Source organism: Flexivirga sp. YIM B11880 (assembly GCF_058148645.1).
In genome coordinates this window covers 60,894-75,795 of record NZ_JBMAMH010000016.1, presented here as the reverse complement: position 1 = coordinate 75,795, position 14,902 = coordinate 60,894, and the positions used below count along the sequence as shown (strand labels likewise).

At 61.5% G+C, this 14,902-nt stretch carries 13 protein-coding genes; 5 read left to right on the top strand and 8 right to left on the bottom strand.

Going from position 1 to position 14,902, the window contains the following annotated elements:
* Positions 1–103 precede the first annotated feature (103 nt).
* Positions 104–1,321 (top strand): glycosyltransferase family 4 protein, encoded by a 1,218-nt coding sequence (locus ACN8HC_RS17525; protein ID WP_490076128.1) that lies wholly within the window; start codon positions 104–106, stop codon positions 1,319–1,321.
* Between the two features lie 34 nt (positions 1,322–1,355).
* A complete protein-coding gene (locus ACN8HC_RS17520; RefSeq protein WP_490076127.1) occupies positions 1,356–2,240 on the top strand; it encodes a glycosyltransferase family protein in 885 nt (294 codons plus the stop codon).
* 115 nt (positions 2,241–2,355) lie between these two features.
* Here ACN8HC_RS17520 and ACN8HC_RS17515 read toward each other — a convergent pair whose 3' ends face one another.
* The 5 genes from ACN8HC_RS17515 to wecB form a co-directional block, all read right to left on the bottom strand.
* On the bottom strand, positions 2,356–2,727 hold the full coding sequence (locus ACN8HC_RS17515; protein WP_490076133.1) for an LbetaH domain-containing protein: 372 nt from the start codon (positions 2,725–2,727) through the stop codon (positions 2,356–2,358).
* A gap of 146 nt (positions 2,728–2,873) precedes the next feature.
* Positions 2,874–3,497: a glycosyltransferase gene (locus ACN8HC_RS17510; RefSeq protein WP_490076132.1), complete on the bottom strand. Its 624-nt coding sequence runs from the start codon at positions 3,495–3,497 to the stop codon at positions 2,874–2,876.
* A 472-nt stretch (positions 3,498–3,969) separates the two neighbouring features.
* On the bottom strand, positions 3,970–5,121 hold the full coding sequence (locus ACN8HC_RS17505; protein ID WP_490076126.1) for a hypothetical protein: 1,152 nt from the start codon (positions 5,119–5,121) through the stop codon (positions 3,970–3,972).
* 93 nt (positions 5,122–5,214) lie between these two features.
* Positions 5,215–6,309: an MATE family efflux transporter gene (locus ACN8HC_RS17500; protein WP_490076125.1), complete on the bottom strand. Its 1,095-nt coding sequence runs from the start codon at positions 6,307–6,309 to the stop codon at positions 5,215–5,217.
* Between the two features lie 292 nt (positions 6,310–6,601).
* Positions 6,602–7,744 carry a non-hydrolyzing UDP-N-acetylglucosamine 2-epimerase gene (wecB, locus tag ACN8HC_RS17495; protein ID WP_490076124.1) on the bottom strand — a complete coding sequence of 381 codons (1,143 nt, stop codon included), beginning with the start codon at positions 7,742–7,744 and terminating at the stop codon, positions 6,602–6,604.
* Positions 7,745–7,901: 157 nt separating this feature from the next.
* On the opposite strand from wecB, the gene wecC reads away from it, so the two are divergent.
* The 3 genes from wecC to ACN8HC_RS17480 all read left to right on the top strand — a co-directional run bounded on the left by wecC (position 7,902) and on the right by ACN8HC_RS17480 (position 10,935).
* Positions 7,902–9,146 (top strand): UDP-N-acetyl-D-mannosamine dehydrogenase, encoded by a 1,245-nt coding sequence (wecC, locus tag ACN8HC_RS17490; protein WP_490076131.1) that lies wholly within the window; start codon positions 7,902–7,904, stop codon positions 9,144–9,146.
* Positions 9,147–9,201: 55 nt separating this feature from the next.
* Positions 9,202–9,828, top strand: coding sequence for an acetyltransferase (locus ACN8HC_RS17485; protein ID WP_490076123.1), 627 nt, complete (start codon positions 9,202–9,204; stop codon positions 9,826–9,828).
* A 627-nt stretch (positions 9,829–10,455) separates the two neighbouring features.
* On the top strand, positions 10,456–10,935 hold the full coding sequence (locus ACN8HC_RS17480; protein WP_490076122.1) for a holo-ACP synthase: 480 nt from the start codon (positions 10,456–10,458) through the stop codon (positions 10,933–10,935).
* Here ACN8HC_RS17480 and ACN8HC_RS17475 read toward each other — a convergent pair.
* The 3 genes from ACN8HC_RS17475 to ACN8HC_RS17465 all read right to left on the bottom strand — a co-directional run bounded on the left by ACN8HC_RS17475 (position 10,925) and on the right by ACN8HC_RS17465 (position 14,397).
* Positions 10,925–11,527 carry an arsenate-mycothiol transferase ArsC gene (locus tag ACN8HC_RS17475; protein ID WP_490076121.1) on the bottom strand — a complete coding sequence of 201 codons (603 nt, stop codon included), beginning with the start codon at positions 11,525–11,527 and terminating at the stop codon, positions 10,925–10,927. The two genes, ACN8HC_RS17480 and ACN8HC_RS17475, sit on opposite strands and share 11 nt — an antisense overlap.
* Before the next feature lie 435 nt (positions 11,528–11,962).
* On the bottom strand, positions 11,963–13,513 hold the full coding sequence (locus ACN8HC_RS17470) for a hypothetical protein (RefSeq protein WP_490076120.1): 1,551 nt from the start codon (positions 13,511–13,513) through the stop codon (positions 11,963–11,965).
* Positions 13,513–14,397, bottom strand: a complete 885-nt coding sequence (locus ACN8HC_RS17465) for an ATP-grasp domain-containing protein (RefSeq protein ID WP_490076119.1) — start codon at positions 14,395–14,397, stop codon at positions 13,513–13,515. Before ACN8HC_RS17465 ends, ACN8HC_RS17470 begins: the two co-directional genes overlap by 1 nt.
* Between the last annotated feature and the right edge of the window lie 505 nt (positions 14,398–14,902).

Below are 14,902 nucleotides of genomic sequence, written 5' to 3'. Positions count from 1 at the left end.
CCAACAACGACGACCCGACACCGTTCGTATGGACCGCAACCGCCGAATCGATCCTGGCCAAGGTCACCCGAGCCCGCCACAAGCTCAACGAAGTAGTTAATCAATGACGAGACGGACCACTAGCCCACGAGTCCTCGTACTCAATCACTTCGCCGCCCCACGCGGCGACGCGGGCGGCACCCGCCACGTCGAACTCTTCGCTCGCCTTCAAGGCTGGGACCACCTAATTATCGCAAGTAACCTGAACCCGCAGACCGGTGCGCCGGTCCCCGAAGACACGGGCTTCGCCACCGTCCCCGTAACCAGCTACTCCAGAAATGGCATCTCTCGAATTCTAAATTGGGCAAGCTATGCCGTCACAGCAACGATAAAGGGTTCTCAAACGGGCAAGGTTGATGTCGTTTATGGCTCATCCCCCCATCTCTTAGCAGGGCTCGCGGCCTGGCAGTTGGCCGTCGTCAAGCGAGCAAAATTCATCCTCGAAATTCGCGACCTCTGGCCAAAGATACTCGTAGATATGGGTCACCTTGACGCCGACTCACTTATCTACAGATTCCTCGGAGGACTTGAAGAGTTTCTGTACGCTCATGCTGACGCGATCATCGTCATGGCTGAAGGCTCACGTCAAGAACTCTCCGCGCGAGGCGTCGACGCCGACAAGATTTACTACATCCCAAACGGTGCCGATCCAGAGGACTTTGTCCCGAGCGCGCCACGAGACGAACTACGAGACCGATATCAGTTCACGCGCACCACAGCCGTATACACTGGCGCTCACGGGCCGGCGAATGGGCTCGGACTACTGCTGGATGCAGCCGCCGCGACGCCTGAGATCGATGTGGTTCTGGTAGGTGGCGGCATCCTGAAATCCGAGTTACGGAACGCCGCTGCCCGACAAAACCTGACGAACGTGCGGTTCTTTGACCCAATTCCCAAGAACGAAATACCCGACTTGCTTTCAGCGGCCGACATCGGCGTACACGTCCTCGCCGACATTAAGCTTTTCCGCACAGCTGTCAGCCCAAACAAGGTATATGATTACATGGCGGCGGGACTGCCGACGCTCACAAACTGCCCTGGGATCGTTGCTGACTTGGTCGAGGGAGCGAGCGCTGGACTGGCCGTTGCGCCCACGCAACTCGCTGATGGCCTACGACGAATCAGCCAACTTCCAGCGGCAGCACGCGCAGAAATGGGCAGAGCCGGCTCCGCGTGGATAAGTGCGAACCAATCACGCACAGCGATGGCCGCTAGGCTTGAAGTCGTTCTAAACGACGCCGTTCACAATCGCTGTTGCTTCCCATCCAACAAGGGCAACTAACTGACCGCTCTCAATCACGTGCTACCGTCTCCTCATGTCAAGAAACGCGGGACGGACCTCCCTTGGTGGCAGCGTCGTCGAGAGTTCATTGTCGGCCGGGGGATACACGAAGCGTCACGGAACGGAACTCATCGAGAGCTACAGAAACGCCCGGGCTGCCGACATCGTCCTCGTTCAGAACGCGTGGAATTACATTCCGGCAAGCCAATACGTCTCCGAGCTCCGATGGGTCCAACCAAGGCGAATTACCTCTCACGTCGCACGCCGCGCGGTATCGCGCCTCAACACCCGCAGGGCCTCAAAGGTAGTAGCGCTGACACCGTACATGGCGGATCTGGTTAAATCCGTCAATTCAAACGTCGAAACAATCCCGGTCACATTGCCAATAGACCCTGAGTTCTTGACCGCTATCGGTACAGCTACTCCAGCCTCTATCCGCTGCCATGAGCAGACCGCCCTCATCCCGGGAACGGTCGCGCCATACAAACGGACAGTTGAATCGATAACGCTTGCCTATCAAGAGCCCGACGTCTCGGATGTCATCCTGGCTGGTCGCTCCAGCGATCACGCATACCTCCGGCGGTGCCTCGAGCACGCAAAATCTCTTGGGCTAAAGATTCGCCAAGCGCCAGTAAATCGGATCGAGATGGTAACATTACTTGAAAGCGTGGAGTGCGTCATCATCAATAGCGCTCTCGAAAGTTTGAGTATCAGCGCCGCCGAATCTATCGCGCTAGCGCGGAAAACAATTCTCAGTGACATACCTGTACATAGACACATGCTTTCAGAGCTTGGCGTGGCAGCGGTCACGACTACCGGACACCTCAGGTCGACGTCAAAGATTCTCGCCCTAGACGAAGCTCTCGAAAACGCAAGACTGAGATGGCAGGAAGCCGCACACGCCCTCTCTGAGAGATAAGTTGGAGTCATGCCGGACGCTCGAAATCCAGAGCAAACAGCACAGGAGCAATAAGCCCTAATGACCACTACATGAACCACCTGGGCTCAAGAACGAATAGCCGCTCCCCCAATAATCACAGCGCGCGAACAACTCGTGCGGGCACTCCAGCGACCAGAACATCGGCCGGAACGTCATTAACCACAACGGCGCCAGCCGCCACCACTGCGCCTTGACCTACAGTGACACCTCCTACCACAGTCACTGCTGTCCCAATCCACACGCCGTCTCCTATAACAATAGGACTGCTATATCCTCGTCCAGCCCGGCGCGACGAATTCCCAAATGAATGACCGCCGGTAATAAAGACGGCACGAGGTGCGATATCAACACGGGCACCGATCGAGACCCTCGCCGTGGACGCACCTACCAGAAGTACGTCCCGCCCGATCCAAGTATCTGCTCCGACAGAAACATACGAGGTCTCGAAGCGAGCCGCTGAATGCACGCGCGCGGTAGGATCAATGTCTATTCCAGAAAACCGAAGCAGGGTGCTCTTCACGCGAAATCCACGTGTCGCAGGTAGCGCCGCACTAACTCGGCGCAACAGCAAGAATTTGAGCCTGCCTATTAGACCGTCCGATTGGTTCAGTATCAATGCGAACTCCAAACTGCTGGTAGCCCTACCGGGCCTCCGGGGCCGGCTTCCGCCAGACGCAACAGGTATTGCGCCCCACGGCTAGGAGCAAGTAGATCACTTGCACGAGACTGTCGTGCTGCGCGAGCTGGACCGTCATGATCCGTTTCACAGCTTACGTCGCGTAAACACTCCACCAAACCACTTACGGAATTGGACTCAAACGAGTGCACCGGAAGATCGCTACCCGCTAGGGCCGAGGAACCGCACGCGTCAGATACAACTGCAACACACCCCGCCTGCAGCGCCTCATTGACCACAGCGCCCCACCCATCGTCAATAGACGGCAAAACAAGGCAGGCGGCGGACGCCATAAATCTTGGGACTTGATCCGCTTTTACGCTTCCTATCCACCTGATCTGTTCACCTACATTCAGCGTCTCAGCTAGGCGAATTAAGCGCTCGCGGTCAGGACCGTCACCCACGACTGTCAGGGTGAGTTTCATGGAGGGACGGAGAACTGCCAGCGCTCGGATAACCAACTCAAGATTCTTTAGGCGGCGAACCGCGCCCACGAAGACTACATCAGTGCATAAGTCGCTGCTTAGGCGATCAGGCAAATCGATCTTCGGAAAATACATCCATGGAACGACCTTATCCGCGCTCGCACCCGATTTGATGAAAGCTCGTTTCGCCCGCTCTCCAGTCAGTAGATAGCGCTCAATCGCCTTGTCCGAGACTCGCCTCAGACGGGCCGCATACAAAGGCAACCGAGAAATCTTGCGCCGCGACGGAGCTTCACTGTAGAGAAATATTCTACGGTGCTGGCTAACAAGGTTCAGCGTAACTTTCGAGATCAAAGGATACGAGAGGAGGCCGGACACGACGTGAACCACGTCACTCCCAGGGAATGAAATCAGAAAGCTTATCTCGGCTGGAGAAGGATTAACGTGTACGATCGCCCGCCCATAGTCAAGCTTCCAACCTAAATCCTGCCTCGTTTGCGCGAGCCGGTCCTCGGCGACTACCACTACATCGCATAACTCGGCGAGCGATCGGATCATAGGAGCCTGATGTTCGGTCAGAGTAGGCTGCCAGAAAATGATGCGCATCTCACCTCCTCACCTTCTGCGATAACACCGGCACAATCGTCTCGCGTCGCGCGTCGTTAACCATGACCGCCAATATTGCCGTGAATGACAAAATGAGTGGTCCAGTGGTGGAGACTAGCCAGCCCTCCCCAACGCTATGTATTATACCGGCGGTCGTCACGATGGCCGCTTTTGAGCCAAGGTGTACCGCGTCGCGTAGGAGGATTGCCGACACCACTGCCATCGCCACCAACATAATTATCCCACCCACTGCGAGCGCTCGGAGCGGAGAACTCGCGATTTCCTGCCTCAGCCCATTGAATCCTACGCCCATCCATGGGGACGCATGAAATGCGCGGGTCGTCTCAAGAATGCTTCCATCTCGCGATCGCAGCCCGCCGCGGTTCGCGAAGGGCTCGGCAACGATATGCAACAGCTGCCCCGTCGCCAATGCAAACAGAAGCGCACTCGACACGACTATCCATGACACTTCCTTCGCCTGGCGAGTGCCTTTAAATATGGAGGCAACAACGAAAACAGCCGCGGTGATGATGCTTGTGCGGGATTCTGACATGTAAAGCGCGACCACGGCGACGGCACTCGCTCCCACAATGACAAGTCGCGATCGAAGCTCGAGAAGAGCTATCCCGATAAGTGCCGCCGCCATGAACCCGAGCGTGTTCGCGTTCGTGAAGATTCCACGTAAGCGAGCTCCGCCATATGCTGTCCCTGGAGCAACGGCTGAAGCCATGAGAGATACAATTACTAAAGAAAGTAGAAGTCCAATTATCGTATGGATTGCCGTGCGGCGGGGAATCAGCCTGGCAACTGCCCCAATCATGGCGAGAGCCAGTGCTCCAAGCGCAGTATTTGCGAAGACGCTCCATTCCGAGTGGAAGACCGTTGTTATTGACAACATAATTAGCAGCCCGATAGCGAACCGACCGATAATCCGCGGCTCACCGTGTGACTGTTCCGCTCGGCTATGAAAGCGAAGAAGAAAGAATGCAAGGCTCGCTATCGCAACCGCTCGGAACTCGATTCCCACACCCGGGATCGCCGAGCAAAATATACTTATCATAATGACACCGAAGACAACGCTCCGGCCGCCAAGCATCAACAATTGGAGCAGAATTAGCGATGCCGCGAACACCAATGCAATGGTCACAATCATCTACCGTTCCCGCAGCGTGTACATCGGCGCGGTCTTCGTTCGTCGATCCTCACTCGCTTGTACCTTCCGACTCTCTGGACCCGCCGGCCATCATCATGAGGCGATGCTCCGAGAGCACAGCCGATTCGACTGTGAGCGCACCCAGAGCAACGCGCCAGCTTCAACAATAGCAACGCAACAGAGGGTAGCTGCGGCCCCCACGGCGCCGGACGCGAGGGCGCCGATGGGGATTGCGACCACTGTGACCAGTGCGAGTCCTAAGTGTATGCGACCCACCTGGGTTTCCAGGCCGATGCCTTGAAGGTAGCGGGTCAAATATGATTCGGCCAATCCTAGGATGGTGGCTACGATTACGAGTTGCGCCGCCCGAACGCCTGGAAGATACGATGGTCCCACTAGAGTCTTGATAAGGAGAGGTGCATTAGAAACCGCTAGCGCACCCAAGACGCTCGCCGCTACAAACACCGATACCGCAAACATGTTCATCAGTCGCACGGCGTGTTGGTTTCCACGCCTGATTTGCGGGATCACCGCGACAGCGAGAGAGTCCATCGCCATTGAAAGCGGCGTTACAAGGCGCACCGGAAGCGCATAGTAGGCGCCCTGCCCTGGACCCGCAAGCATCGTCACCATCGAGACATCGGTGCTGCGAATTGCCGCGCCGACGTTTGCCGCCCAGAACGGCAGACCGTAACGAAGGATGTCGCGTAATTCCTTACCTGAACTGGGGCGAACATATCGCGGCGCCTTCGCCATGAGCAGCGAGAGCGATATTATTCCACCCAATATTGATGCGAGCCAGAACCATGTTGCTGGCCGACCTCCGGCGAGAACCGCCGTCGCGAAGACACAAAGTGTTGCTACGCGTGATGCGCCCATGGCGGTGATTTGAACCCGTGGATTGCCTGCCGCTACCTGCACTCCTAAAGCAGCATTCGAGATACGGTCTATGGCCGCCCAAGGCGCCATCAGCATCGCCCAAGCGGGTACCAACTTCATCATATACAGAGCAACCAATATGGCGAAGGCGATGAGCGATGCGGTGATGATTCCGGCAGCCTGCAGATACAGCGCTCTCAAGGCGTACGGTCTTTCTGAATCTGTTGCGTACGAGCGGAAGGCGTAGTTCTGGAGGCCACCGTCAGCAAGGGTTATGACCGAGCTAATGGCGACCAGGCTGGTGACCAATCCAAAAGTGTTCGGCGTTGTGTGCCGCGCGAGTAGAATCAATGTAAGCGCCTGCGCGGCCGCGGAGATGACACGGCTAGCTGCCACGCCAGCGATTTGCGATATGGCTTCCCGAAGCGACGACTCGACGCCGTTTCGGACAGCGACAGTCTCTGCACTAAGCGGACCAGCTTTGCTATGGTGCCGAACTATATGGCGTCTGCCGTTTGCTCGTCGTTTCACAGTCCCCGTGCCGGGAAATCTACTCTGGGTTGGTCGTCGTAGGGACGAGCGCGGGCGGCTTGTCTTATGCTCATCCAAAGTCCTTCATCCTTTTTCCGATTCCGAATAGATGAGCAATTGCCGCCACAGAACGGCTCGCAGCACGCCCGTCTCCGTACGGGTTAACCGCGTTCGCCATTGCTACATAACGTGATGCATCGTCGATGAGCATGCTGACCTCGCTAAACACCTTCGTCTCATCGGTGCCAATCAACCGGACGGTACCGGCGTTCACGGCTTCGGGACGCTCGGTGTTGTTACGCATGACCAGAACTGGCTTTCCTAGCGATGGCGCCTCCTCTTGGACACCGCCAGAGTCCGTGACCACGATGCTCGCGGCGTTCATCAGCTTGGTGAACTCGCTGTATCCGAGCGGTTCGGTGACCAGAACGTTCTCCATCTCCTCTAGGTGAGGCAGGATAGCGTGACGCACGATTGGATTCCGGTGCATCGGTAGAACGAGCACGTGGTCCCGGTGGCACGTAGCGATCCGCTTGAGCGCCCTGCCGACACCTTCCATCGCTGCACCCCAGTTCTCGCGACGGTGGGTGGTCACAAGAATCAACGGCCGCCCAGTCGCCACGACAGCAGCCAGTCGCTCATCATTGAATGGAACGCCACGTCCTACGGCGTGGAGCAGGGCATCAATGACGGTGTTTCCCGTCACGGCGATCGTCGCCGGGTCGACACCCTCCCGTTCGAGGTTTGTCTTCGACGTGGCTGTCGGTGCCAGGTGGAGCGCAGCGACCTGGGTCGTGATCTTTCTATTGGCCTCCTCCGGAAACGGCGAGGTGATGTCACCGCTTCGCAATCCCGCTTCGAGGTGGACAACTGAGATGTGCCTGTAGAAGGAGGCAATCGAAGCAGCCGCCACTGTTGACGTATCGCCCTGCACAATCACCGCGTCCGGCCGTACCGTCTCGAGCACAGGATCGAGATCCCGGAAGACTTTGGCCATCAACTCGTTGAGGCCCTGACCATGAGCGAACACGTTGAGATCAAAGTCGGGCACGATACCGAAGATGTCATTCACTTGGTCCAGCATTTCCCGGTGCTGGCCGGTGACCGCTGTGATCGACTCGAACCGTTCGTCCGCCTCAATTGCACGGACCAATGGAGCGACCTTGATGGCTTCCGGGCGGGTGCCGTATATGGTGAGGAGGCGTGCAGTCATGGCTCTCTCATCTCAGGAAGCTTCGACGTTGGGAAGCTGCATCAGGGTTCCGCACGACAACATACACAGACGGACTGCGGCAACGCGCACGCCCCGAGACCCGTACACTTCCGCTGTGACTAGATTGGTGGCCGTGGCCACGAGGGAGGTGGAGACGATGTTTCCTCGCGGGATATGTGTTGTGGGCCTGGGGTACATCGGCCTGCCGACGTGCGCGGCGTTCGCCGAGCACGGCGTCCGAGTGTTCGGTGTCGACGTCAACCCCCGGGTCGTGGACTCGATCAATGCCGGCCGAGTGCACATCGTCGAACCGGATCTGGACCAGATCATCGAGCGGGCTGTTGCCGATGGCCTGCTCACCGCCAGCGTCGATGTGCCCGCCACCGCCGACGCCTACCTGATCGCAGTGCCCACCCCTTTCCAGGGTGATCACCAGCCCGACATCAGCTACGTCGAGGCTGCAAGCCGCGCGATCGCTCCCAATCTGAGTGCTGGCAGCATCGTCATCCTTGAATCGACCTCGCCTCCCGGCACGACGCGCGCCGTGCGTGACATCCTCGCCGCCGCGCGACCCGATCTCGTCTTCCCGCAAGACTCGGCGTCCACGGAACACAACGTCTTCGTTGCTCACTGCCCGGAGCGCGTGCTGCCCGGCCACGTGATGACTGAGCTGGTCGAAAACGATCGCGTCATCGGTGGGATAACGTCGGTCTGCGCAGAGCACGCAGCCGATATCTACAGGGTCTTCTGCAAGGGTGAGCTCGTGATGACGGGCGCAACCGAGGCCGAGATGGCTAAGCTCACCGAGAACTCGTTTCGCGACGTCAACATCGCCTTCGCGAACGAATTAGCCAACATTTGTGAGGGCCTAGATCTGGACCCGTGGGAAGTCATCCGCCTCGCGAATCACCACCCACGTGTAAACATCCTGAACCCTGGTCCCGGGGTCGGTGGGCACTGCATTGCGGTCGATCCGTGGTTCATCGTGGCGGCGGCCCCAAACGAGGCAGCCTTGATTCGGACCGCACGGGAAACGAACGATGGACGCCCGGACCACGTGGTCGGCAAGGTAACCGCAGCGCTCAAGGACAAAGCCGACGCGACCATTGCGTGCCTCGGCCTAGCATTCAAGGCAAATATCGACGACCTCAGAGAAAGCCCGGCAGTAGAGGTCACGTCAAAAATCGCCGCTGCATTCCCGCAGGGAACGGTGCTCGCCGTCGAACCGCACGTCAAGCAGCTTCCGGAGCAACTTGCCGCTTGCACCAACGTCACCCTTCTCACCACAGCCGATATTCCTGACGCAGACGTCGTAGTTCTGCTGGTCGATCACGACGCGTTCCGGCAGGTTCGTCCGCCACGCTCGGCCAAGGTGATTGACACCCGTGGGGTCTGGCGCTAACCACGTGAACACGGCGTCGTACGCCTTGGTTGGAGCAGGCGGTCACGGTCGCGAGATGCTCCAAGCGTTGCGCCGTGCCGGAATCGTCGTGTCGGCCGTCTATGACGACTCCGCCGAGAACGCCCCGTTGCTCCTGCGTTTGGGTGTTCGGTTTGCTGGTGCCGTGTCTAATTGTGAGGTCCCGGCGTACTTCGGAGTCGGCTCAGGAAATGTGCGCCGACGTCTGGATGCGCAACTGCGCTCTGCTCCAGCGGCAATCGACCCGAGCGCGTTGGTCGGCGATGACGTCTTGCTGGGCGAGAGCTCGGTCGTCTTTGCTCAGGCCACCGTCACGACGAACATAACCATCGGTCGCCACAGCCACATAGGGCGTGGCGCTGCTGTCGGTCATGACTGCGCAATCGGCGACTACGTCTCTGTTATGCCCCTTGCCGGAATCTCTGGGAATGTAACAATCGCTGATGAGGTGTACATCGGTGCAGGAGCAACTATTCGTCAAGGGACTCGAATTGGACCCGGCGCCACTGTCGGCATGGGGGCAGTAGTGGTCAGGGATGTTCCAGCGGGTGTGACCGTCATCGGAAATCCTGCGCGGCCCATACAGCTGGGCGAGCGCGCTGCTTCATCGAGCGGCTCCGTGCGCGGGCGTAAATGGCTGGAGCGAGCCAAGTGGCGGCCGTGAGATGTCGTCCGCTGATCGCTTCAGTCGCCGGAGCGACACCTGAACTTGTCCAGAGCACGTCGAGCTTTCCCTGCTGCTGGCGGTCGGCGCTCTCTTGCGTCAGACTTCATCAGAATTGCCCGCTCAACGAAGATCATCCGCTCGACGACGTGATCAGCGGCGCCGTCACGACACCCGTGGTGAAAACGAGCACGCTGTCGACTGGCATTCACTCGTGCAGTCGCACGGCGCGGTAGCACCAGCTGAGCATCGCGCGCACACCTCAGCCCGGTCGTAGTTCGGCTCGTCGTTGGTCGCGCGGCTAGCCGGCATCGGCGTCAACGTAGCCCACCACCGCCAACACGACCTGCCTTCTCCAGGACCGGCACCGTGCCCGGCTCCACCTCCGCATGCGGGCGCGCCGGGGTGCCCACTCTGGTTACCTCGACTGCCAAAGTCGTGCAGACCCGCCGGGAGCAATCGGCCAGACACGCCGGCAGCGCAGAAGATCGGACTTTGTGCGGATCGACGCATCAGCTGCATTTTCGCTCGCCATCCCCGGACGGGAACTTACTCTTTCTTTACTATTTCGGCGGTCTGGGTCAGGCTGTGAAAGTGCACACGCGGGGACCTACAGGAGAGCACAGGATGACCGGGACGAGCGCACAATCGAGCCTCCCCTCAGCCGCAGCGGCTGTCGTGGCGCTACCTTTCACCCTGCGCGTCGGGACCGAGGTACGCGACTTCGGCTCACTCGAAGCATCCCTTCGCCGGCACGGTCGCAGATTTCTCGACACGACCTTCTCGCCGACTGAGGTGGAGGCGTGTGGCGGCTACGACGCCCCGCCCCAGGTGCTTGCGCCGGGGCTGACTGCGCGGCTGTGCGCGAAAGAGGCGACTCTCAAGGTGTTGCGGCCGACCGCGATTCTGCCCGAATGGCGCGAAATGGAGATCGTTCCGACGCCCGGCGGGTGGCTCGGTCTCGAGCTGACCGGCGCGGCCCACCAGATCGCCGTCGCACGCGGGCTCGTCGACCTGCAGGTGTCGCTGTCCCATGACAGCACCGTCGCCCTCGCAACCGTCATCGCCATCGAGGTGCTGCAAAGCACGACCTCGATCACCGACTGAGGTTCAGCTCCGGCCCGGAGTGGACGCGTTTCAGTGCCGCGATCACCGGCACCAGAGCCGCGTCCACGGCATGCTTCATCTGCTTCTGGACCCGTTGGCCCTGACCGAACGGATCGACGATGTCGGCCGCGCTCGCGGCGCGCGGCGTGACGTTGCCCAGATGCCGGGCACACCCGCTGACGAGCAACTGGAGATCCGACAGATCCGGGGGGTCCAAGAACGACGGCTCCAACTGCCCGAAGTCCAGCCGCGCCACGATGTCGCTGAAGTCGATCAGCGCGAAGGTCTTGCGCAACCCGCTCGTATCCGTCCGCACCACCTGACTGCGCTGCGCTCGCGTCGCCGTCAGGATCACGGTGGCCTCGCGCACCATGTCCGCGGTCAACTGTCGAGCGACGAAGCCGGCAGGGTCGATGTCCTCGGCCGCCAGAAGGTCCGCCGTGCCAGGGTCGACGGATTGCCCGACCAGTGCTTCCGTGCCGGCACTGGCAATCCGCAAGCTGTCGCCGAGCGCCTGGCGCAAAGTGAATTGGATGTAGGGAGAACGACACACGTTGCCCGTACATACGACGAGGACGGAGTCCGGGACCATGACTCCAAAGTGGCATCGACGCCTGCAACGCTGCTGGGAAACCACTGCCAGTAGCCACCGGGCCGTCGTCGTGACGAAGTTGGGTCCGTGCTCGCCATACAGCCAGGCAGTGCGGACGATCAGCGCGTCCGGGTTGGTAACCCCGATCGACCCACTCCCCCGCCGCCTTCGTCCGGCCGTATGCCGAGCACGGATCCTGCGGGTGATCCGGCGCGTATGGCGTGGTCGCGCACGCCGACGACGTTGATCGAAAACGCTTCTGTCTGTTGAGTTTCAGCGTCATCGACCGCGGTCCAGACAGCGGCGTGACGGCCACGGCTCCGCGAGCGAATTGTCGTTGTGCGACTCCCTCGCGAAGTGCACGACGGCGTCGGCGCGCGAGTAGGCGCACGGTCACATGCTAACCAGCGAAGGGCCGTGCACCCGTCCCCGTCCTCACCCGGCCATCTCCAGCAGATTGCGCCGTACCACGGGCCGAGAAGCGCTGATAGCCGGACCCATCCGGGTCCACCACTCGGCACTGCACCGTATGTCGGTGCCTGCGAACGCGGCATCGGTCCGGAACCAACGAAGATCCGGGTGATCGCTCATGCCCGCTGCGTAGACTGCGGTGCGTGCCAGCTGCGGCTCTTCCGCGAGCGCAGCAAGGTCGACACTTTCCGGAACGCCACCACCGTTGGCCAGCGCCTGCAGCAGAGACCTGCGGTGCTCGGGCCGGGGACTGCCCAACAGCTCGACCAGATCATTCCGCTGAGACGGCCGGGCCAGGTAGATCAGCCCGTGCGCTGCTGCCTCGTCGGCATACGGCTCGATCGGGTCCCGGACCAGCTGCACGGCGACGTCGGCCAGCACGTCCCGATATGGGCTCGCCGCCAGCAGGAGTGACGAGTAGTACTGGCGCTCCAGGAAATCGGGCGACAGGAACTCGCGCAGCAGCCGATCCAGCATGCCGTCGTCCAGGCCGGACACCTGCAGAGCTGCGGAGCGGTAGCTGCTCAGGGCGGCCGGGCTCTGCACTCGAGCACCGATCGCGGTCGGCGCCGGGTAGCGCCCGAGCTGCGCTACCACCTGCTGGGTCAGCGCCGCCGACAGCCGTTGGGCGAGTGCGAACGCCGGACGGCCGCGTTCCCCGCCGTCGGCAGCGGCTTCCAGCACCGCGTGCGCGAGGCGCGGCACGAGGTCCGCAGGCAAGGTGCCACGGCAGATCGGCATGAGCAGGCCGCACGCCGCCCCCCACATCTGCTGGCCTTCCGACTTCTCGAAGTGGTCCAGCAGCCACTCCAGCACTTGGCGATCGGCACTGGTGCCGAGCAGCGAAATCACCTTGCGCACGCCCTGAGCGCCCGCATCCGAGCAGACCCGGTCGATCGACTCCAACAGCAGCGGGATCGCCCCGCGGTCGGCAAGGAGCAACGAGAGCGCGTGCATCCGCGTGGTCAACTCGTGATCGACCGCACGGGTCGTCTCGGCCACCAACTGGTCCACCCACGCGTGCAGCACCGACGGAGGCAGCACGGGACCGGTGGGCCGGGTGATGACGTCAGCGGCCCGGATCCAGTCGATGCCGCGCATGGCGTTGTCGGCCACGAGGCTCTCCCAGTCGCCGAGCGCCGTACTCAGCTCGACGCGGGTCATGGCCGGCGGCGTCTCCTCGGCGAGTGCCGGCCCGAAGACCTGGTCGATCGTGCAGACCGTGCCGACGAGCTGGCCGGCTGGCAGACGGAGCGCGGCCTCGTAAGCGCGCACGACCGATAGCGGCACGCGCTCGACGCCCGTCTCGTAGCGGCACAGCGTGCTGGGTCCCAGGTGACAGCCCTCGGCACGCAGCAGTTCGAGGAACCGACCAGCCGGCGCCCGCATGGCGGCGAGGCGGCTGACTCGGAGGAGCCAGGCGATCCTGGCTCGGACGTCGACATCGCGGCCGCGCAGCGGCGTGGTGTCGTCGGGCAGCGCGACCGGCCGTCCCCTTCGCGGCACCCAGGTCATCACAGCACCCCCGTCCGACCCTCGCCCGCCGCGGCTGGCCGGAGACCAGCCGCCGCCATACCGTTGACGCCCGTTCGCTGGACGGTCGCCGAAGGAGGCCCTGGATTGTTGCGCAGCACCGCGTCGAGCAGCTCCGGGATCGCCACGCCGTGCTCCCCCAGGCACGCCTTCACGCTGAGGACCACCGGGGAACCATCGACCCGGCGACGGATGTCGACCTCGACCGGGCCGGTCAGGCCCAGCGCGCGCACCGCCGCCTGGGCGAGCCGCTCCACCTCGACGACCTCGCGCGGAGGAACCACCCGGCCGGACACCTTCCGGTCTCCCTTACGGCTCTCTTCGAAGACCGCGGTCAGCTTTCCCTTGCCCGACACCGGCCGGTAGACGACGACCGTGTATCCCTGGCCCGGAACGAACTGTTGCACGAACAGGTCGTCGCTCATCGCCCACCAGTCGAGTTCGTCAGACGCGTTCACGACGACAGCGGGCTGCCGTCCACTCGCCCACCGGGAGCGGATCGCCATCTGCCCACCCATGATCTCCAGCGCGGTTTCGGCATCGGCGAAATCGCTCGGGACACCGAAGTCCGGCACAGGTACACCGTGTGACCAGAGGTTCCAGGCAGTGAGGACGCGGTCATTGGCCGTGGCGATCGGGCCGGCGCCTGCGATCAGGACGTCCGCTCCGATCGACGGTCTGCCCACTGAAATCGGTGGCAGGACAGCCGGATTGGCAGGTATGACGAGCTCGATGCCGTAGCGGCGGACGAGGCGGGCCAGCGCGGGAATGAAACCGGCTTCCCGTGGCTCCGGCAGCATGTGGCCGACGACGGAGGGCAGGTCCGTCGGCCGACTGCCGGCGGTGTGCACCTCCATCTCGAGCACGAGGAGCTGCTCGGCGATTGCCCGCTCGACCGGCCCGTCTGCTCCTACGACGAGCAAACAGCGACGGGTCCGCGCCAGATGCAAGTGGTCAGTTGTTTCACGTGATGGCGAGTGATGGTGTGGCAAGGTAAGCCCCTTGGACATGCCGATTTCCCCTGAATGGAATGAGGCCGCATGCCCAATCGGCTGGGGGCGGACGAAAATAGCGACGTGACCGCCGCTGTGCTGTCGCAATGTGTCAACCGGACGACTGTCCGGCCCGGTTCTACACCCCTACTTGGGGCATGCAGAGCAACGTACCCCTATACCGTTCCTAGATCAATAGTTGACCATCTCTTTACCTTCATGAGTTTCGGAGGCGGCGTCGTCGCGGCCGGACACCCTTGGAGGAGAGCCCTCTGACCTGCGGTGATACCCCTGGCGAGATTTGTTGCAGGCACCCTGCCGCAGGAGCAACAAGATCTGCCGCGGCGTGTCGCCGAGGCTGCGTGGGCTCGCCGTCGCG